An 18241-nucleotide genomic window follows, 5' to 3' on the forward strand; every position below is an offset into this window, starting at 1 on the left:
TATTATGCGTATCATTCGTTAATTTTATTAATAAATAAAAAAGAAACCGCATTATCAAAAGACAATGCGGTCTACTATTAATGTGATTTATGCATAAAACGTATGGCTCTACTCATAACAGTTGGTACGATCGAAGCATGATTTTCGTTTAAAGCCTCATAAAATTCAACATTCATTATTTTTTCTAATACTGTCGCCATTTGGCGCGCATCATCCACCATAAAGGTTTCAAGTTCACCAGCGCTCAAAAACAAAGTTTCGTTCATGTCTTGATGCTCGTTCAGAAATACTGAAGCACACTGCACTAATTCATGCTCATTCCACCAAATGGAGGGGCTAATAGCTAGATAGCGCTGGAAGCTGGATTGGTGGTGAAATAGTTGCCACAGTGCAAAGTAACCTCCTAGGGAATGACCAAATAAAGCTTGCTGTGCTTGATTTACTGGATATTGTGCCTCAATCGTCGGCTTTAGCTCTTCTTCTATAAAGAGACTAAAATCCACTGCTCCTCCAAGCTTCTCATGACCTTTTCCTTTAAATCTTGCTGGATAAATATAAGACTCCGCAGGTGCTGTAAAATCATAAAATCTTCTTTCACGCATATCGTCGCCATGACCAATTCCAATAACAATAGCTGGAAGGATACCTGTTTTTGGTGCATTACGACTTTGTAGACGCACCGCTTCCTTTACAAGGTTAAAATAGGATGAGCCATCAAGTACATACAAAACTGGAAAGCCATCTTGTGGCGCTTCCTCCTCTGGCACATAGATATTAATCGTGTACAAATAATTTGTCAATTTTGAAGTCATATGTTGTGTAATGTAGTCTACTTTAGTTGTATTCATTAGATATCCTCCTTCAAAATTTCATAGCCATAACATACAGGTGTATTGGTTACAGGATCTTCCATAATGCGTGCATCAATATTAAATACTTTACGCATTACCTCAGCACTTAAAATTTCCTGTGGCGTGCCAGTTTGCATAATAATACCCTTACGCATTGCAATAAGATGATCTGAATATCTGGCCGCGTGGTTAATATCATGTAGAACCATCACTACTGTACAGCTGTGGTGCTCATTTAAACTTTTAACAATGTCCAATACCTCTAGCTGATGCGCCATATCTAAATAAGTAGTAGGTTCATCCAATAGCAAGATATTTGTTTCTTGTGCTAAGGCCATAGCTAGCCAAACACGCTGACGCTGACCTCCTGAAAGCTGGGCAAGCTCCCTATTTCGATATTCCATCGTATTAGTAACTGTTAAAGCCCATTCAATCATTTCCTCATCCTTATTGGTTAAACGATTGACATTGTTGCGATGTGGATAGCGACCATACGCAATTAACTCCTCCACTTTCAATTGACCAGGAGCTATCGGTGTTTGAGATAATATTGCTAGTTTCTTGGCAATATCTTTGGTCGATAAATTTTGCATATTTTGCTCCTGCAAATATACCGTACCTTGTTGTTTTTTTAAAATACGTCCTATCGTTTTAAGGAGTGTAGATTTACCACAACCATTTGGACCGATGATTGTAGTCACTTTGCCCTCTTCTATCGTTAAATTTAACCCTTCAAAGACACGTACCTGCTCATAACCTGAAGCCAAATTTTCCATTCTAAATGCAGTTTGCACGCCATTTCCTCCTATGCCTTAGATTTCACCAGTAAATACAAGAAATATGGAATCCCAATAATTGAAACAACAATACCTACAGCCAGTTCCGATGGTGCAAAAACGGTTTTACCAATAAAATCAGCGAGGATTAACAGACCTGCACCAATTAAAGCACTCACTGGCATAACGTAACGGTGCTGAATACCAACAAGCTGCTTGGCAATGTGGGGGGCCATTAAACCTATGAAGCCAATACTCCCTGATACAGACACACAAGCACTGACAAGACCTACACTGGCTAGTAACAGCTTCATTTTCTCCTTTTCAACAGCTATTCCTAAACTTGTGATGCTATCCTCTTCAAGCTGAAAATAATCGAGTAAATATGATTTTCTATGCACATATATTCCTAAAATCAAAAGCCAAGGTAGCATCGTAAGCGCAAAGATCCAATTCGCATTATAAATTGAACCTGCCATCCAAATAGCAGCTGATTCAAAATCTTGTGCACTCATTTTTAAGGATAGGAACAAGGACAAAGCTCCAAATCCACTATTGATAGCTATACCAGTTAAGATTAATCGCTGCATATCCAGATGACCATTTTTTAAAGCAAATGAAAAAATCAGGATAGCTGCAATTGTTCCACCGATAAAACCGAATAGTGGCATCATTAAAATTGACATCCAGCTGTTCATATCTGCACTCACTAGCTTTACTTGAAAGAAGTACATGAATAGTACGACTGCTGCACCAGCTCCAGCATTAATCCCTAATATTCCTGGATCTGCTAGTCCATTGCGTGTAATCCCCTGTAATACAACTCCTGCCATACCTAAGCCAATACCGACAAGTCCAGCAATGACAATCCGAGGTAAACGGAATTCAAATATAACAAGATCAAACTTTGAATTTGACTCGATCCGCAGCAATGTTTTGATAACATCCATTACAGACATATCAAAAACACCATTTGTAATATGTAAATAGCTCGCAACTAAAATCATTAAAACAAGCATCAGCATGGTTAAAAAGAATACACTTGAGGTTTTTTTACGCACGTTTTTCACCTCCGTGCTTACGAACTAAATATAAGAAGAATGGTACACCGACCAATGCGGTTAAGACACCAATTGGCGTTTCAAATGGATAATTGACAACGCGGCTCAGGACATCACAAAGCACTAAGAAAAAGGCTCCAATGACAGCTGCACAAGGAATAATATAGCGATAATCAACACCAACAAGGAAGCGTGTAATATGTGGTATGACTAACCCTACAAAGGCGATTTTCCCTACAAGTGCAACCGCTGTCCCTGTCAAACATACGACAGCTAGCATGCTAATAATACGAACTACTTTTGTTTTCTGTCCTAGCCCCATGGCAATATCTTCACCTAATGAAGTAATGGTAATCGCTTTTGCCGATAATAAAGCCAAGATCAACCCAGTTAAACCAAATGGAATAGAAAGAATCAGCATATCCATATTTACCATATGTACCTTTGTGTTATACCAAGCACTTACTGTTTGTGATACTTGGAAATACATCGCAATAGCAGTAGCAATACTACTTAAAAATGTGCCAATGACCGTTCCAATTATGGCTAGCCTTACTGGAGATAAGCCATTGCGGATTAACGAGCCAAAACCAAAGACAATACCAGCTCCCAATGCAGAACCAAGCATCGATAATAAAATCATTTGATAGTTTGGTAGCCCAGGAAAAAAAACAATGGCTAATGTAATGACAAATGCAGAGCCATCATTGACACCCATTAATGAAGGCGAGGCTAAATAGTTTCGTGTAATCCCCTGCATGACTGCACCGGCAACTGCTAAAAATGCTCCAACTAGTAATACCGCGGCAACTCTTGGAATACGGCCTGTTCTTATAATTTGATGATCGACATCCGATGGATCAAATGCTGTCATCGACTGCCATACTGTAATGGCACTAATATCTTTTGTCCCATACATAACAGAAATAAGTGCCACAAGGGCAATAAGGAAAGGAGATATCGCTAATATTGAAAACGACACTATGTTTGTTTTTTTCAACTTTCACACCTTTTTCTTTATCCATTTTGCGGTACACAATATCAATCACTTAAGTGTATACCCTTAACAACGCCTGCAATGAAAAATGCCACATCTTACAAAAGGCTGGTAATAGCCCGGTGATATCACCAAATCTACTACCAGCCTGTTTATACTATTTAAATAATTTTTCAGCCGCAGCATCTAAGAATTTCACCTTAGACCAAGCAGTACCACCTTGTGCTAATGGCTCAATTGTGTTGACGAAAACTTGATTATTTTGTGTTGCCTTTAAGCTAGTGAAAATTGGATTCTTTTGTAGCTCCTCTAAAGCTTTTGGCGTATCCTTATTCTCGGAATCCTCGAATTGCAGGAAAATCACATCTGGATTTACTTGTGCTAATGTTTCAAGTGATAGTTCCGCTTGCGCCTTAGCTGTTGTAACAACTTCTGGTACAGGTGCTCCTAAATCTTCATATAGAACAGGGTTTAAATAAACGCCTGCTGGATAGATGTACATCACTCCACCACGAACACGGATGATTAATACTTGCTTATCTGCTAATTGCTCCTTGGATTTTACTTGGGCATCAGCAACTTTGGCTTCATAGTCAGAGATGATTTTCTTTGCATCCTCTTCCTTCCCAGCTAATTGTGCAAGCAATGTTAAATTTTCTTTCCAATTTGTTGAAATATGTGAGTATGGAATCATTGTTTGAATTTTGTTGAGCTTTTCAGCCGTTTCTTCAGGGAATTTCGAAGTACCCACAATTACATCAGGATCCAGATTAAGAATGGCTTCTGCATTTGGCTCCATTTTATTTCCTACAAGTGTAGCTCCTTCAAAATCTGTTGCTAGATAGGCAGGAACTTTTCCACCTACTTCTAGAACACCTACTGGCTTAATACCAAGCATTGCCGCATCTTCCATTGATTCAAGACTGGCAGCGACAATGTTCTTTACTTCGGCTGGTAGCTCATATTGCTCGCCTAAGTACGTGATGGTCTGCGTTGATTTAGCTTGCTCTGTCTGTGATTCTGTTGCACTTGTCTCTGCTGTATTAGCTGTTGATGTTGCTTCCTCAGCTTTGTCTGTTCCACATGCAGCCAGTGATAATGCTAATAGTGCTGGTGCACACATTTTAAAATATTTATTCATAGATATTCTCCCCTAACGAGCTCATATTGATAATGATAATCGTTTTCATATATAAGTCAATATATAATTGATACTCATTATCATTTACGGATACTATCCTAACAAAGTGAAAAAAGATTGTGAATGGACGATTTCGAAAATGACATGGATTTTTGCCGATTTAAGCAATAAAAAAACTGCTTCTTTTTTATAAGAAACAGTCAATTATACATATCTGGCTTCCTCTATTTTTAACTTGCGATAGGCTGAGGGAGATAAACCCGTACACTTTTTAAATACTCTGCTAAAATAAAAACAATCTACATATCCAACACATTCCGCAATTTCAGCTACAGGTATTCCACCATATTCTAGTAAGTCTTTCGCACGTCGTATACGGTATTCTGTTATATATGTACTTGGATTCATACCTGTATGCTGCTCAAATAAATAAGCAAAACGACGACGCTCAATGCCCAATTCCATCGAGATATTTGATACTGAGATTTGCTGTGCATAATTTTCATGTATATACTGTAATGCCTGTTCCATTAATTCGCTGGCACTATCTAAAACCTGCATTTTTGCCGCTACAAGGATATCTTCCAACAAATTCATAAATAATGTCTTAGACTTGAATACAGCCATATTACCAGGAAAGGAATAGCTTTCTACTAATTGCTGAACATGGCTAATAATTTGTGTGTTAAAGCCTGTATTGATTAGAAAATGTTGCTCGGCTAGTGGATATAGATTTATTTCTTCTGTAGGTAGGCTGTAATGAACAACTGCATACTCCCAACCTTTATGGCCAGTCGCTCTCACTTCTATCGGCATCTGGGGGCCAGCATGGGCAATCATTCCTGGCTCCATCATATAGGGGGTTCCATTAAAGCTAAAGATCGCACTCCCTGCAAGTGGCACTACTAAACCACACTTTTCTGGAGCTGTTGTTCTACCAGCATCTACTTCACCTGGCTCCATTTTTTTAGTAAAAACATCTGTAAATTTTACAGAAGCATGTGCAAAGTAATCAATTAAATACTTGATATCCATATGCTAACTCCTATACATGTATAACATTCTGAATCTGTGAAAAATGATGTAAATCATGATTGATTAATCCTACAAAATAGTCGATTATAGTCATTTCTGACTGCCCAATTTTAAATGACTGTTGCCATTGCTCATCTGTCCATTGCTGAATATCCTGCAATAATTGACGCCTTGTGGAAATAAAATCATTCAATGTTTCCTCCATTGTTTGTTCACGGCTTTTCTTAGCTGCCATCGTATTCAAATGTGCTACATCTGGCCCTTTCGGCAGACGCTCATCTGTAAAGAGAAAAGGAATTCGGTAATTTTGCACAAACTTGTCCCATGGAGGAAGATGCCCAATTACCTCTGCAACCGACCATTTCCCAGGTTCAATGGGCATACGCCATTGTGCCTCAGATAACCCTCGTAAATTATCTATCCAATCTAAAGATTTTATATAGTGTTTAATGACATAGGTTTTATCTTGTTGCAATTGTTCCCCCTCTTTCTTTTTTTATTGAAGATGAATTTTCAATTCTGGCCAACATAAATGCCATTGTTTTTGCTGAATTCTTTGACGATAAATCGCATAGGCATACTTATTTTCTAGGTAAAACGATGTTGGCTCTACTATGCCTGCTCCTAAAAGATGAATACCGTACGGTGCTGCAATCTCTAGTACCCCATCTGATAATTTTACTCCAATTGCCGTTGGGATTTCTGGGAAATGAGAGATTCCATCAACAGCAGACTGATATGGTTTACTACCATTTAGGACATGCATTCGTGCTTGATTTTTCACGGACCAAGGCTCGTTTGGAGATAACTTTCTCAGTTCTCGCTCATACTGCTTCTCTACTTCTTCTGCTAAATTTTCTTTATCAAAATATATCACATCAATATCAGCAATTGGTGTTCTTTCTTTTTTATTATGAAGGTAATCCCATACCTTTGAGCGAATAATTCCTGCGCATATCCACCAATCTGGTAGTTGCAAGTTTTCTACTGTGGATAAAATGCTCATCACCCAGTCATCAGATGCAATTAAGTTCTTCAGCTCTTCCTCCGATTGAAGCAACCTCATTCTGTCAGCCTCCATTAATATAAATTAAATTTATAAATCACTAAAAATTATATATTAGATTTATACATTAACACCATTTACCCTAAAGCTAATAAAAGAAAGGGAGAAGCTTATGAATAAAATGATCATGCTGTTATTATTTGTACTACTTAGCTTAGTTGGACTTTTCTATACAAACATTTCTTTAACACTCGTATGTATCGGGATGGTAGCTGCTTTTATCGGTACACTTGCAGGGGGTGGTGGACTAATTACACTTCCTGCCATGATGCTTGTCGGTATCCCTATTCAAACAAGTATTGCCACAAACAAATTTTCGACAGGCATTTCATCTTTATCCAGTATTTTTTTTCTACTCTATCAGAAGGAGCTACATCTCACATCTATCATCAAATATATAGCTCTTGCTATTGTTGGGGGGATTTGCGGCTCACTTTTAGCGGTTTCGCTGTCTGAGCAAACTATGAACTATATGGCCTGTGTACTACTTCTTTTGGCTTTAGTCGTAACTTTGAAAAATAAGGCGTTGACGGAAGTTCCTGATTCGCTAGAACATCAAGCACCTCATTTTTGGCAACCATTTTTCATCGCTATGTATGATGGTGGTTTCGGCCCTGGCTCTTCGACATTTAGCATCTTACACTATCTACGTACTCATCATACTTACATAAAGGCTGTACAGCTCACTCGAGTACTCCTCTTCGGGAGCTGTACAGGAGCATTTATTGTGTTTTATCACACTGGCTTTATTCAATGGCACTATGCAATTGCTATGGCAGTTGGCTCCATTATAGGCTCCCAATTAGGTCTTATAGTGCTCCCATACATTCCATTAAAAATAGCCAAAACACTACTAACATTGATTATTATATTGTTGCTTGTTCAAGTTACATTGAAAATAATTTAATGACCACTACTCAAATGCTCATGAATTACCTTCCATTGATCGTTAACTAATGTAAAAATATTAGTTGCTCTACCGCTACCTGATACAAATTTTTCGTTATGATAGCCTTCATAGTGATATGTATAAAGACAGGTAGCCGTCGTTTCATCAACGGTTAACCATTTTACATCAGTAGCTGAATAAACCTCTTCTTTAATGACATTCCATGCATGCTTGAAATAAGCCTCAATCTCCTCTGTTGTTGTGCATGTTTTATCAGAAAACCAATAAATTGCTTGTGGATGCAAAATAGCCTTTACTTGATTAAAATCATGGGTATTTGTTGCTTGGATATAATGTTCCAATGCTTGTTGATGTGTCATCTTCACCCCTCCTTTTTTTACAATATTATCCGATAATTAACTTTTTATAAATCACTAGTTCTGTATCCCTTTCTGCTTTGACAGTAAATAGATGGCAGCTATAATTAAGAAAAAACCACAGACCTGAAGATTAGTTATTTTTTCATCCAATAGAATAGAAGATAAAATCATACTACTAATTGGCAATAAGCTAGTAAGTACACCTGCCCAAGATGCTGAAATTACTGCAAGACCCTGTTGCATCAAAAGAAACGCTATGACGGTTACAACAATGCCGAAATACAATACTAATCCCCACTCTGCAGCTGATATTTCTTTAAATTCAAAATATCTGCTTTCAGCTACAGCAAATGGGAAAAATAATATGACGCCAAATAAGCTAACCATAGTTGAGACTGTAAGAGCACTCATACGATAAGAAATTAACTTACCAATGATGATAAATAAAGATTCACAGAATACTGCACCTAAAATGAATAGATTGCCTAATAATGAAGTTGAAAAATGGTTAGTAGTAGAATGGTTAGCAATGTTCATAAGGATGGCTCCCACTACGGCAAGAAGTATGCTAATACCCATATTCCTCGTTAATTTCTCCTTCAAAATAAAATAGGATAGGAATGCCGTGCAGACTGGCAGAGTACCAGTAATAATACCAGCTTCCATAGCAGTCGTTTTTGAAAGACCATGGAGCATTAATAGATTAAATAAAAACACCCCTAATAACGCTTGTAAAAAAATCGCTACTAACTCTTTTCTGTTTAATGTTGAAAATCCCTCTATCTTTATCCACAAAGGAATCAAAATAATTGCAGCCACAAGAAATCTTAGTTCATTAGCTAAGAAAATTGGAAAACTTTGAACAACCAATTTGCCCGCAACAACTGAACTACCAACGATACTCATCGCCACAATAACTTTCCCACTACTCCCGATCCACCTATTCATTTTTCTATACTACTCGTTCCATGGATTCATTAATAATATCGGTTACTGCTAAATATAGGTTTTCAGGGTGTTCAGCAATTCGGTGGCAAAGATATAAGTACCACTCATTTCCATACGTTAAATATACTCTACAACGATAATCTTTCCTTCTTAATTCATTGAGTAATGTAGGGCGTACACCATAAAGCATCTCAACTTCAACATTTGGGTTCTCAAGATATTGACGTCGCTCTATCTCTTGAATAAGCATTTCATCATGTGTAGCGATTGATAACGGATGATTCGCATTTACTAACTGATCAACATAATCAAGATAATGCTTATTCAGTTCTTCTGATCTGATCATGGCTATATCGACAGACTCTTGAAAAGCCCCTTTAACAAGTCTTATTTTCCCTGGATATTGCATAAGTTCTTGTAAATCTAACTTTGTACGATAAAGATGCACTTGCAATGTAATTCCAACATTTGTATACTTCGTTGCTATTTTTTTGTAAAGAGTAATAATATCACTAGTCTTTGAGGACTCTTCCATACTTATCATCAAAGTTATTCCATACCGCTGAGCTTTTTGTGTAAGCTCTTCAAGATGCTTATAAGCAATCTCAGCATTAATAGAAAGACCTATATGAGATAAATCGAAAGATACTGTTTGCTTTAAAGATAAAATCCCCATTTCCTCAATTACTTGTAAAAGCTCATCCTTTGCTCTTTGACAATCCCTTAAATTGGTTGTATTTTCCCCAATATATTCAATGGAGATATTATAATTGTCATTAAGATAATTACGTGCAGCAGCGATGGCATCCTCTCTTTTTTCTCCTGTTACATACCTTTTTGCTGCTTTCCATAATAATGGGTAGAGCTCTGTTGATTGCTGCACCGCATATTTCAAGCGCTCGTCTCGTGCCGCGGCTTTTAAGGCCTGAATCACTAATTCTTCTGTTTTCTTCATATTTATTCCCCCTCTTCGGTATTGGTAAGTACTTTATCATGATAAAATTGGTAACTGTAGAACCACTTTAAAGTGATTTTAAAGGTACCACTTTCAAATCGGAGGTATGTAAAATGTTATGGATACCTATAGATCGAGCATTAGATATTCCTTTAAATCGTCAAATCTATCAGCAAATACGGGAAAAAATTTTAAGTGGACAACTTCAGGCAGGTGAAAAATTAGTATCAACACGAGAGCTTTCAGTAGAATTAAAAGTATCAAGAAATGTCATATTAGAAGCTTATGATCAGTTACTTGCCGAAGGATTTTTAATTGCACGAAGAGGAGCTGGTACATTTGTTGCAGAAGGCACATTGTTACCACAACAGACCAAACCTCTTATTACAAATAAAGCAGGAGATCCAATAGTAGGGAAAGAGGTTGTAAACTTACGCTCGGGTATTCCAGCACTCGACTTGTTTCCTCGTAAAACTTGGGCGAGGATAAGTCACCAGCTATGGCACGATAGTGAGTCCTCCATATTAGGATACGGGGTTCCAGAGGGGCGCATAGAATTAAGGCATACTCTTGCCCACTACTTATTAAGGACAAGGGGCGTTGAATGTCATCCAGAGCAAATTATTATTACATCTGGTGCGACACAGGCAATGATGCTTGTGTCGAGATTATTGCTGTCATCTAATGATATTGCTATTATGGAAGATCCTATAACGAATGATATTCAAACTATCTTTAAAGCTTCTGGTGCTACCATTTATCCGGTACCAGTAGATGAATTCGGGATGAAAACAAGCCTATTACCAGATAATATAGATCCTAAACTTGTCTTTCTAACTCCTTCTCATCAATTTCCTTTAGGAAGTACCTTACCTATTCAGCGTAGAATTCAATTAATTGAGTATGCTAGAAAGAATCATTGCTTTTTAATAGAAGATGATTATGATAGTGAGTTTCGCTACGAAGGGCCACCTGTTAGCTCTTTACAGGGCCTAGATCCAGAGCTAGTTCTCTACATCGGTTCTTTTAGTAAAATTCTCTCTCCCGCATTAAGAATAGGATACATTATCCTTCCAACACAGCTTACTGAAAAATGCCGTCAATTAAAATGGTTTACGGACTTACATACACCTTCCTTAGACCAGCTTATCCTTTCTCGCTTTATACAGGAGGGCTATATGGAAAGACATATCACAAAAATGAAGAAGTTCTATAAAAGCCAACGTGATTTTCTGATTCAATGTTTACAATCCACTTTTTCACATAACATAAAAATATTTGGCTATTCTACAGGTATGCACTTAGTTGCAGAATTTGAGAAGATTAATTTTACACGAAACTTATTAGTGAAAATAGAACAATTTGGTGTAAAGGTTTACCCAGTAGAGGATCATACAATTCAAAAGGGAAAATATAATAACAGATTGATTATTGGCTATGGTCATTTACAAAAGCATGAAATTGAACTAGGCATCACTAGACTTTTTCAAGCAATTTATCATTAGGAGGATGTCTGTGCTAGCTACTATTGTAAAACAATCAAATTACCATATTGCTACATTCAAACGGCCATTACTATATTCAATAGATGCCGTTTGGGCCGCTATGACTAACAATGAAAACCTACAAAAATGGATGAGTAATTTAGAAATCATTGAGCTACGTAAGAACGGGAAAATACATTTTAATATGAATGATGGAACAGGTAATTTTGAGGAAATAACCATCACAGATTATGTTGAGAAAGAAGTATTAGAATTTGGTTGGGGAACAGATACGGTGAGATTTGAATTATTTTCTACTGAAAAGGGTTCTTTATTGGTATTAGTGGAGACACTTCAAAATCTGACAGAGCATACACCGAAGGATTTAGCAGGATGGCATATTTGTCTTGATATGTTAAAAGATCTACTAAATGGCGTTGACCATCAATATTTCCCAATGGATGAATGGCAGCAAAGATTCAGCGAATACCAAAAAATGCTGAATAGTATAAAGTAAAATAATACAAAAAATCCTAGAGCATCATTACTCTAGGATTTCTATTATTGATAAAAGGCTGTAGCAATTGCTAGTGCTTTTAAAGGATCTTTGATTGAATCCAGTGTGTAAACAAGCTTTTCATCCTGCCACACTATTAAATTACCTGATTGATAGACATCTAGCTGAGCCATGCCATATTGCCTTGGAATAGGTAGCATGTGGTTCTCTAAATACGCTACTGCCTGCTTAGCAAGTTTGACACCTGCATCAGGATTATCAGTTCGTGTATGAGTGGCAATTGCCCATCGCCCTTCGTTCCAACCAGTCCATAATGAACCAGCGCCTGCATCTTGATAACCTTTTATATTGTAACCAAGATCAACCTCTTGCCCGCCATTTTGATTAAAATTATCAAATGCTATCTGTGTGCTTGCACCTTCCACACTTTTATATTTCTTGACCAGCAATCTTCCAATAACAGTCGCTGATTTCTTTAATCGAATATCGTTAATTGGCATATTCTCTTTGCTCTCATAAAAAATAACTTCAACCTGGTCGCCCTGTGTTCTTGCTGTAGCTGATAAAAATGCACCCTCAGCAATAGGTAACGTTGTTGGCATTTTTATTGGAACATTGAAATGTATCTGCTCCTTTATTTGTTGAAGAGCTTCAGTTGCTTGAACCGCATCAATTTGATCATTATTAGACAGTGCTACAGATGTACTTGTTTCAATCTCATGTTCTTGTGCATTCTTATTTCGTTCAGCACAAGCACTTAAGCTACAAATGCTTAACAATAAAAAGAGAAATACTACCTTTTTCAACATGTTAACCCCCATTTAAGAAATGCCTTCTCTCCATATTTTCCCCTGAAAAAGGTTAACTTAAACGCTTCAGCTATTGAAGTTCATTGATGCGCTTCGTCAGCTCATTAAACTTCTGATCAAGCATGGTGTAGTCCTTATCTTTTACTGTTAGAAAGCTCAGTTTGCCTAAAATCTCTTGCCTTTCCGTTTCAAGCTTTAAACGGAGAGCCGCTGTATCATCCACTTTATTCGGTGTGACTTCTGTCCACTTTTTCTTGATGTGCTGACCGTGAAGCTCCCAAACACTGTTCGTGACTTTTTCTAGAAAGTATCGATCATGTGAAACGACAAGCAATGTTCCATTATATTGAGTAAGAGTATGCTCTAACTGCTCACGAGAAGGTAGATCAAGATGGTTTGTCGGCTCATCTAAAATAAGAACATTTTTATCCTCTAAAATATAAGCCATCAGCTTACACTTTACGCGTTCTCCCATACTCATTTTGCCTATGGGAGATGTCCAATGTGTCAGTGTAAACCCTAAATTCTTCATCAAGTTGCGCACTTTAGCACGCTCTTCAAATGTCTCTTGATAAAAATATTGCTCTGGTGTCTGATCAAGTGGTAAATCAAATACTTCCTGTGTCAGATAACCAATGTTTGCAGCTGGTGATACCCATACTTCACCCTCAGCTTCTAGCTTGCCTAAAAGAACTTTTAAAAAGCTTGTTTTCCCACTTCCATTCTTTCCTGTGATAGCTATCTTATCTCCAAATTGAGCCGTAATATTCACATCGTTAAATAGTATGCGTTCACCAAATTTTAAAGATAAATGCTTGATTTCCAGTAAGCGCTTGCCAACTCGTTGATTCGTGCCTAAAGAAAAACGAATCTCTGCTTCTGGCTCCACTGCTTCCACTCTTGTCTTCGCAAGTTCAGCCTCTAATCGCTTTTTCTTAGATTTCACCTGAGAATCTAAACGCTTTGCTTTCACACGATGGTACTCCTTAAAACCTTCCAGTTTTGTTGACTGGGCGTGGCCCTTTTGTGACCAAGACGTCAGTTCCGACATTTGAGCCTCAATTCGTTCAATGTTTTTTTGCTGCTTCTCGTAGGCACGTTGCTGTGTTAATCGTCGGTGTTCCCTATCAGCCATGTAGCTTGTATAATTGCCATCATGTTCAATCAGGCTTTTTTCCTCAATAGACCAGATTTTTGTGGCAACCTTATCTAAAAAATAGCGATCATGTGATACCACGATGATTGTCCCCTTATAGTTTTGTACTTGTCTGATGAGGAATGCGGTACTTCGTTCATCTAAATGATTCGTTGGTTCATCAAGTAATAAAATTTGAGCATTCTGGGAAAAACCTTCTGCAAGACGCATTTTCAGCTTTTCACCCCCACTTAACGCTGCAAATGACACATTAGGTACCTGCCACTTAGCCAGCAGATCAGCTTCTCTTGCGGATACTTCTAGTTTGTCAAAATGAGCTAGCTCCTGTTCAACAAATGTAATTTTTAAAGCCTGTGCTCCCTGAATTACTCCCATAGTTGGTGATAATGTACCTTGAATCAATTGTAATAATGTCGATTTCCCAGCACCATTCCTCCCTATAATGCCGATGACTTCGCCTTTTTTTACTGTGCCTGTCACATGCTCAAATAACAACATATCCTTTATTTCATAACGTACATCCTGTAATTTTAAAAGTTCCTTCATACTATCCATCCTCTCCAGTTGGAGGGACAAAAAAATCCCTCCAATTCATTTGGAAGGATTAGTCGCTACAATATCATACACAAATAAGCTCCAAAATTATTGTGAAAACAAGCTTTGGAGTAGCTAAATATCGGCAGTGGTTTGCGAATATAAAGCAATTATTATGAAAAATGGGCAGACTAATCCTATTTTTGTTGTTCGTGAAATATAAAATTTCCTATACAAAAATTAAGATTAGTTATTCATTAGCCACCCATCTTCCCTTCATTCATCGTTATCGTCATTGTAACATCATTTTTTTAAAAATAAAACTCCATACCTTGAGCTAAGTCTATCTAAAACATTCATAGGAACGAATTTGGTTTCTAGAAATGGTACGGAAATACCAGCCATATCTTCGACTCCATCTAAAGCCAGCAATGATTTCCCTTCCTACAGCTGTTGGGAAAAACCAAAAACTTCTACCACTATTCATCCAAATATACGTATTTCTAAATAAACAGGAGCGTATACCACTAGAACCTTCTCGCCAAGCAGGAATTGGTGGTGAAAAACCTGGTGGTGTACTCATTGGCATTTGTCCTGCGGGAGGGGGGCCGAAATGAGTTGGCCCAAATGACGTTGTTTCAAAATCATTATAACCTCCCCAACCACCAGGTCTTCTAAAATTATCTTCTCTAAATGGATTATTATACACACAAACCCTCCTTTTACATTATTCAATATATGTAAAAGGGCGATTCACCGTTGAGCCATTGCCCATTTACCAAAGGTAACCTAGTTCCTATTATTGTATAATGGAAGGAAAATCCTTCAAAAAGGAGTACTTATGAAAAAATTATTGATACTCTTATTAGCCCTGCTTATCGCAGGTAGTATGTGGATGCTGCTTGCTAAAAATTCAGTCTCTTCTTCCATAAATATTCAAGCAAAGCTTGCTGATGTGAAAGATTACACATACTACTTAGATAAAGGCAACGATGCCATTGGCAAGAGCATGACGAAGTTAGATTTAGTGATTGTAGAACCTCTTGAAATGCAGCAAAAGTATATCGTCAATGCTCAAAAAAGCGGTACTTTAGTGTACGGCTATATTAATGTGATGGAAGCAGACAAATGGAATACAGCACTCTATCAACAATTAAAGGAAGAAGATTTTTATCGAGACAAACAGGGTGAAAGAATGTATTTTGCCAAATGGGATTCTTTTTTAATGGATTTGACTTCTACGCACTATCAAGACATTTTGCTAGCAGAAATAGAGCAGCAAATTGTTCAGAAAGGCTTAGACGGTGTGTTTTTAGATACGGTTGGTAATATCAATTCCTATTTACCTGAAGATGAACAAAAGTGGCAAAATGAAGCCATGTTATCTTTTATCCAACAAATCAAAAAACGACATCCAAATATATCTGTTGCTCAAAATTGGGGATTTCAAACACTCGCCGATTATACAGCACCATATATTGATTTTATTATGTGGGAGGATTTTTCGTATCCTGTGGTAGGAAAAGATAAATGGTCACTCGATATGATGCAACAGCTTGTCCACATACGCAATAAATTTGGTACACAGGTGATGGCAATTGGTTTTGAAGAAGAATCAAAAAGCCGTGCATTAGCTGAGAAGCATCATTTCAAATTCTTTTACAGTCCTGCTGGTTCTTACTATAATAGCTGGCAATCATCCTTACTTCCCTCTGACAAACGACTGTTTTGAGGGATATTTGTTTAAGAGCTCATCTCAGGGGTAGACTAAAAGAAAATCAGCTTGAGGTGATAGGATTGGATATGACCAATATGTATGAAGAACAAAAACATCAGCATGAAAATCGCTTTCAATATAAGCAGCGTAACATGTGGACTGGGATTTTATTTGGGCTTGGGGTTGTTGCATTTATAGATGAGGTGATTTTTCACCAATTATTACACTGGCATCATTTCTATGATAAGTCTACAGCAGCTATTGGACTAGTTTCAGATGGTTTATTTCATGCATTCAGCTTTTTTGCTACCATTGGATCTGCTTTTTTATTGGCTGATCTAAATAGAAAACATGGGTTTTGGCTAAAAAGATGGCTAGGCGGTATTTTTCTTGGAGCAGGCTCATTTCAGCTTTACGATGGAATTATACAACATAAATTCATGAAACTTCACCAAATTCGTTACAATGTTGAAATACTTCCCTATGATATCGTTTGGAACATATTGGCGGCGCTATTAATAATTATCGGTATTGTCTTACTGCTCCAAACAAATCAAAAAGATCAATAGGAGGTGGCGCATCTTGCATTCTCACGATGTTCATGCTCAAAACTTTCCTATTATGGTTCAGCTTCTACTGGCCTTGCCATTTGTTCTAGCTCTTATAGGCTATATCCTCGCATTTATTATTTCGAATCAACATAAAAAACAATGGCCTCATTTCCGTACTATCTGTTGGATTGTTGGAAATGTCTGTGCTCTGATTACATTAATCGGCCCATTGGCTGCTCTTAGTCATATTCATTTTGACGCACATATGATAGGACATTTATTGCTTGGCATGCTGGCACCATTACTTATGGCTTTAGCAGCACCAATGACTCTGCTGTTAAGAACCTTACCAGTAAACAGGGCACGTATTCTCTCTCGACTACTAAAAAATCCGTATGTTCGTTTTATTCGTCATCCAATTATTGCATCTATTCTAAATGTAGGAGGCCTATGGTTACTCTATACAACCTCACTTTTCAATTTGATGCATGAACATATACTATTGTATGTATTCATTCATCTCCATATTTTTCTAGCGGGTTATTTGTTTACTATTGCCTTTATTTATATTGATCCTACTCCACATTCATACTCTTATGTTTTTCGATCCCTTACATTAGTAGTAGCATTGGCTGCTCATGCCATATTGGCAAAATTTATTTTTGCAAATCCGCCTCATCATGTACCATCCACTGAGGCAGAACTAGGTGCTAAGATCATGTACTACGGTGGAGATGCTATTGAAATCCTTCTTGTGTATATTCTCTTTTATCAATGGTTTAAAAGCACAAGGAATAGTATTCAACCCAAAGCAGCTACTTCATCACGCTAATCTCGCCCTGTTGATTAGGTTAAATAGGATTGGATAATCTGCCAGTCCTCTAGCTTTTCAGTGAACGTTTTAATATTTTTCCCTGGTATTGGACTTGTTGATGGCATTTTTTTATAGGCTCGTCCTTCTAGAAGCCCTAAGCCAATATGCTTTTTAAAAACCTCAAATGCTTTCGCTCCATTAAAAAGCACTAATTGAATATTAGGGTATTGTTCAAAAAGGGTTTGAAAATCATTGGGCTTTTCATTGCGTATCGCTGCATCTAAACTTCCTTCACGTTCACAAGTTGCAATCGTGTCCCAAAGACCGATTGCATTGTTTTTTAATAAGGCTATTCTCTCTGTATAATCATTTGGAATCGCTATCTGTAATAACTCACCCATAATAGGCCAAAAGTGATTGCGTGGATTGCCATAGTACTGCTGTTTCTCTAACGATTGTTTTCCTGGCATGGATCCAACAATGAGCACCCTTGTTGATGAGTCTACAATTGGTAATAATATATTTTTTAATTCATTGGACACAACAATCACTCCTTTTCT

21 protein-coding genes are annotated in these 18241 nt (G+C 37.4%); 6 read left to right on the forward strand and 15 right to left on the reverse strand.

Going from position 1 to position 18241, the window contains the following annotated elements; genetic code table 11:
- Positions 1 to 77: 77 nt before the first annotated feature.
- The 8 genes from B3D98_RS19395 to B3D98_RS19430 form a co-directional block, all read right to left on the reverse strand.
- Positions 78 to 848 carry an alpha/beta hydrolase gene (locus B3D98_RS19395; RefSeq protein WP_048394090.1) on the reverse strand — a complete coding sequence of 257 codons (771 nt, stop codon included), beginning with the start codon at positions 846 to 848 and terminating at the stop codon, positions 78 to 80.
- Positions 848 to 1627 (reverse strand): ABC transporter ATP-binding protein, encoded by a 780-nt coding sequence (locus B3D98_RS19400; protein ID WP_048394302.1) that lies wholly within the window; start codon positions 1625 to 1627, stop codon positions 848 to 850. Before B3D98_RS19400 ends, B3D98_RS19395 begins: the two co-directional genes overlap by 1 nt.
- Positions 1628 to 1656: 29 nt before the next feature.
- Entirely contained in the window at positions 1657 to 2652 is a 996-nt protein-coding gene (locus B3D98_RS19405; protein WP_016993066.1) for a FecCD family ABC transporter permease, read from the reverse strand.
- 28 nt (positions 2653 to 2680) lie between these two features.
- Positions 2681 to 3688 carry a FecCD family ABC transporter permease gene (locus B3D98_RS19410; protein WP_048394088.1) on the reverse strand — a complete coding sequence of 336 codons (1008 nt, stop codon included), beginning with the start codon at positions 3686 to 3688 and terminating at the stop codon, positions 2681 to 2683.
- A gap of 154 nt (positions 3689 to 3842) precedes the next feature.
- Positions 3843 to 4826, reverse strand: a complete 984-nt coding sequence (locus tag B3D98_RS19415) for an ABC transporter substrate-binding protein (RefSeq protein ID WP_009370609.1) — start codon at positions 4824 to 4826, stop codon at positions 3843 to 3845.
- 204 nt (positions 4827 to 5030) lie between these two features.
- Positions 5031 to 5861 (reverse strand): helix-turn-helix domain-containing protein, encoded by an 831-nt coding sequence (locus tag B3D98_RS19420; RefSeq protein WP_048394085.1) that lies wholly within the window; start codon positions 5859 to 5861, stop codon positions 5031 to 5033.
- Positions 5862 to 5871: 10 nt separating this feature from the next.
- Positions 5872 to 6336 (reverse strand): DinB family protein, encoded by a 465-nt coding sequence (locus B3D98_RS19425; protein WP_103118936.1) that lies wholly within the window; start codon positions 6334 to 6336, stop codon positions 5872 to 5874.
- Between the two features lie 21 nt (positions 6337 to 6357).
- Positions 6358 to 6927 carry a nucleotidyltransferase family protein gene (locus B3D98_RS19430; protein WP_054549657.1) on the reverse strand — a complete coding sequence of 190 codons (570 nt, stop codon included), beginning with the start codon at positions 6925 to 6927 and terminating at the stop codon, positions 6358 to 6360.
- A 112-nt stretch (positions 6928 to 7039) separates the two neighbouring features.
- Between B3D98_RS19430 and B3D98_RS19435 the strand changes: the two genes are divergently transcribed.
- On the forward strand, positions 7040 to 7834 hold the full coding sequence (locus tag B3D98_RS19435; protein ID WP_054549658.1) for a sulfite exporter TauE/SafE family protein: 795 nt from the start codon (positions 7040 to 7042) through the stop codon (positions 7832 to 7834).
- On the opposite strand, the gene B3D98_RS19440 is transcribed toward B3D98_RS19435, so the two are convergent.
- From B3D98_RS19440 to B3D98_RS19450, 3 genes are read right to left on the reverse strand one after another with little or no spacing between them, the layout of a single operon-like run.
- The gene (locus B3D98_RS19440) at positions 7831 to 8196 is read right to left on the reverse strand and encodes a YybH family protein (RefSeq protein WP_066037968.1); all 366 of its coding nucleotides are present in this window, start codon (positions 8194 to 8196) and stop codon (positions 7831 to 7833) included. The genes B3D98_RS19435 and B3D98_RS19440 overlap by 4 nt on opposite strands.
- A gap of 54 nt (positions 8197 to 8250) precedes the next feature.
- The gene (locus B3D98_RS19445) at positions 8251 to 9144 is read right to left on the reverse strand and encodes a DMT family transporter (RefSeq protein ID WP_054549660.1); all 894 of its coding nucleotides are present in this window, start codon (positions 9142 to 9144) and stop codon (positions 8251 to 8253) included.
- 4 nt (positions 9145 to 9148) lie between these two features.
- Positions 9149 to 10099, reverse strand: coding sequence for a proline dehydrogenase family protein (locus tag B3D98_RS19450; protein WP_054549661.1), 951 nt, complete (start codon positions 10097 to 10099; stop codon positions 9149 to 9151).
- A gap of 113 nt (positions 10100 to 10212) precedes the next feature.
- Here B3D98_RS19450 and B3D98_RS19455 point away from each other — a divergent pair, with 113 nt between their 5' ends.
- Both B3D98_RS19455 and B3D98_RS19460 read left to right on the forward strand, forming a co-directional pair.
- On the forward strand, positions 10213 to 11604 hold the full coding sequence (locus B3D98_RS19455) for a PLP-dependent aminotransferase family protein (RefSeq protein ID WP_115673130.1): 1392 nt from the start codon (positions 10213 to 10215) through the stop codon (positions 11602 to 11604).
- Between the two features lie 4 nt (positions 11605 to 11608).
- The gene (locus B3D98_RS19460; protein WP_244205556.1) at positions 11609 to 12100 is read left to right on the forward strand and encodes an SRPBCC family protein; all 492 of its coding nucleotides are present in this window, start codon (positions 11609 to 11611) and stop codon (positions 12098 to 12100) included.
- Positions 12101 to 12144: 44 nt separating this feature from the next.
- On the opposite strand, the gene B3D98_RS19465 is transcribed toward B3D98_RS19460, so the two are convergent.
- From B3D98_RS19465 to B3D98_RS19475, 3 genes are all read right to left on the reverse strand, one after another.
- A complete protein-coding gene (locus tag B3D98_RS19465; protein WP_233732233.1) occupies positions 12145 to 12909 on the reverse strand; it encodes a hypothetical protein in 765 nt (254 codons plus the stop codon).
- A 70-nt stretch (positions 12910 to 12979) separates the two neighbouring features.
- A complete protein-coding gene (gene abc-f, locus B3D98_RS19470; RefSeq protein WP_115673163.1) occupies positions 12980 to 14611 on the reverse strand; it encodes a ribosomal protection-like ABC-F family protein in 1632 nt (543 codons plus the stop codon).
- Positions 14612 to 14942: 331 nt separating this feature from the next.
- Complete coding sequence (locus tag B3D98_RS19475) at positions 14943 to 15308, reverse strand: hypothetical protein (RefSeq protein ID WP_054549664.1); 366 nt, start codon at positions 15306 to 15308, stop codon at positions 14943 to 14945.
- Between the two features lie 132 nt (positions 15309 to 15440).
- Between B3D98_RS19475 and B3D98_RS19480 the strand changes: the two genes are divergently transcribed.
- The 3 genes from B3D98_RS19480 (at position 15441) to B3D98_RS19490 (ending at position 17699) form a co-directional block, all read left to right on the forward strand.
- Entirely contained in the window at positions 15441 to 16331 is an 891-nt protein-coding gene (locus tag B3D98_RS19480; protein ID WP_054549665.1) for an endo alpha-1,4 polygalactosaminidase, read from the forward strand.
- 71 nt (positions 16332 to 16402) lie between these two features.
- Complete coding sequence (locus B3D98_RS19485; protein ID WP_196333044.1) at positions 16403 to 16885, forward strand: DUF2243 domain-containing protein; 483 nt, start codon at positions 16403 to 16405, stop codon at positions 16883 to 16885.
- 13 nt (positions 16886 to 16898) lie between these two features.
- The gene (locus tag B3D98_RS19490; protein WP_288585425.1) at positions 16899 to 17699 is read left to right on the forward strand and encodes a cytochrome c oxidase assembly protein; all 801 of its coding nucleotides are present in this window, start codon (positions 16899 to 16901) and stop codon (positions 17697 to 17699) included.
- A 14-nt stretch (positions 17700 to 17713) separates the two neighbouring features.
- On the opposite strand, the gene B3D98_RS19495 is transcribed toward B3D98_RS19490, so the two are convergent.
- Entirely contained in the window at positions 17714 to 18223 is a 510-nt protein-coding gene (locus B3D98_RS19495; RefSeq protein ID WP_066037962.1) for a DNA-deoxyinosine glycosylase, read from the reverse strand.
- Positions 18224 to 18241: the final 18 nt, after the last annotated feature.

The sequence above is a fragment of the Lysinibacillus sp. UBA5994 genome, from assembly GCF_002429725.1.
GTDB classification, from domain to species: Bacteria; Bacillota; Bacilli; order Bacillales_A; family Planococcaceae; genus Lysinibacillus; species Lysinibacillus capsici.

What these genes read in the sequence shown, in the direction of transcription:
- B3D98_RS19395 (WP_048394090.1), bottom strand. Translation starts at nt 848, where the DNA reads ATGAATACAACTAAAGTAGACTACATTACACAACATATGACTTCAAAA.
- B3D98_RS19400 (WP_048394302.1), bottom strand. Translation starts at nt 1,627, where the DNA reads ATGGAAAATTTGGCTTCAGGTTATGAGCAGGTACGTGTCTTTGAAGGG.
- B3D98_RS19405 (WP_016993066.1), bottom strand. Translation starts at nt 2,652, where the DNA reads ATGCTGATGCTTGTTTTAATGATTTTAGTTGCGAGCTATTTACATATT.
- B3D98_RS19415 (WP_009370609.1), bottom strand. Translation starts at nt 4,826, where the DNA reads ATGAATAAATATTTTAAAATGTGTGCACCAGCACTATTAGCATTATCA.
- B3D98_RS19420 (WP_048394085.1), bottom strand. Translation starts at nt 5,861, where the DNA reads ATGGATATCAAGTATTTAATTGATTACTTTGCACATGCTTCTGTAAAA.
- B3D98_RS19430 (WP_054549657.1), bottom strand. Translation starts at nt 6,927, where the DNA reads ATGAGGTTGCTTCAATCGGAGGAAGAGCTGAAGAACTTAATTGCATCT.
- B3D98_RS19435 (WP_054549658.1), top strand. Translation starts at nt 7,040, where the DNA reads ATGAATAAAATGATCATGCTGTTATTATTTGTACTACTTAGCTTAGTT.
- B3D98_RS19440 (WP_066037968.1), bottom strand. Translation starts at nt 8,196, where the DNA reads ATGACACATCAACAAGCATTGGAACATTATATCCAAGCAACAAATACC.
- B3D98_RS19445 (WP_054549660.1), bottom strand. Translation starts at nt 9,144, where the DNA reads ATGAATAGGTGGATCGGGAGTAGTGGGAAAGTTATTGTGGCGATGAGT.
- B3D98_RS19450 (WP_054549661.1), bottom strand. Translation starts at nt 10,099, where the DNA reads ATGAAGAAAACAGAAGAATTAGTGATTCAGGCCTTAAAAGCCGCGGCA.
- B3D98_RS19455 (WP_115673130.1), top strand. Translation starts at nt 10,213, where the DNA reads ATGTTATGGATACCTATAGATCGAGCATTAGATATTCCTTTAAATCGT.
- B3D98_RS19460 (WP_244205556.1), top strand. Translation starts at nt 11,609, where the DNA reads ATGTCTGTGCTAGCTACTATTGTAAAACAATCAAATTACCATATTGCT.
- B3D98_RS19465 (WP_233732233.1), bottom strand. Translation starts at nt 12,909, where the DNA reads ATGTTGAAAAAGGTAGTATTTCTCTTTTTATTGTTAAGCATTTGTAGC.
- abc-f (WP_115673163.1), bottom strand. Translation starts at nt 14,611, where the DNA reads ATGAAGGAACTTTTAAAATTACAGGATGTACGTTATGAAATAAAGGAT.
- B3D98_RS19480 (WP_054549665.1), top strand. Translation starts at nt 15,441, where the DNA reads ATGAAAAAATTATTGATACTCTTATTAGCCCTGCTTATCGCAGGTAGT.
- B3D98_RS19485 (WP_196333044.1), top strand. Translation starts at nt 16,403, where the DNA reads ATGACCAATATGTATGAAGAACAAAAACATCAGCATGAAAATCGCTTT.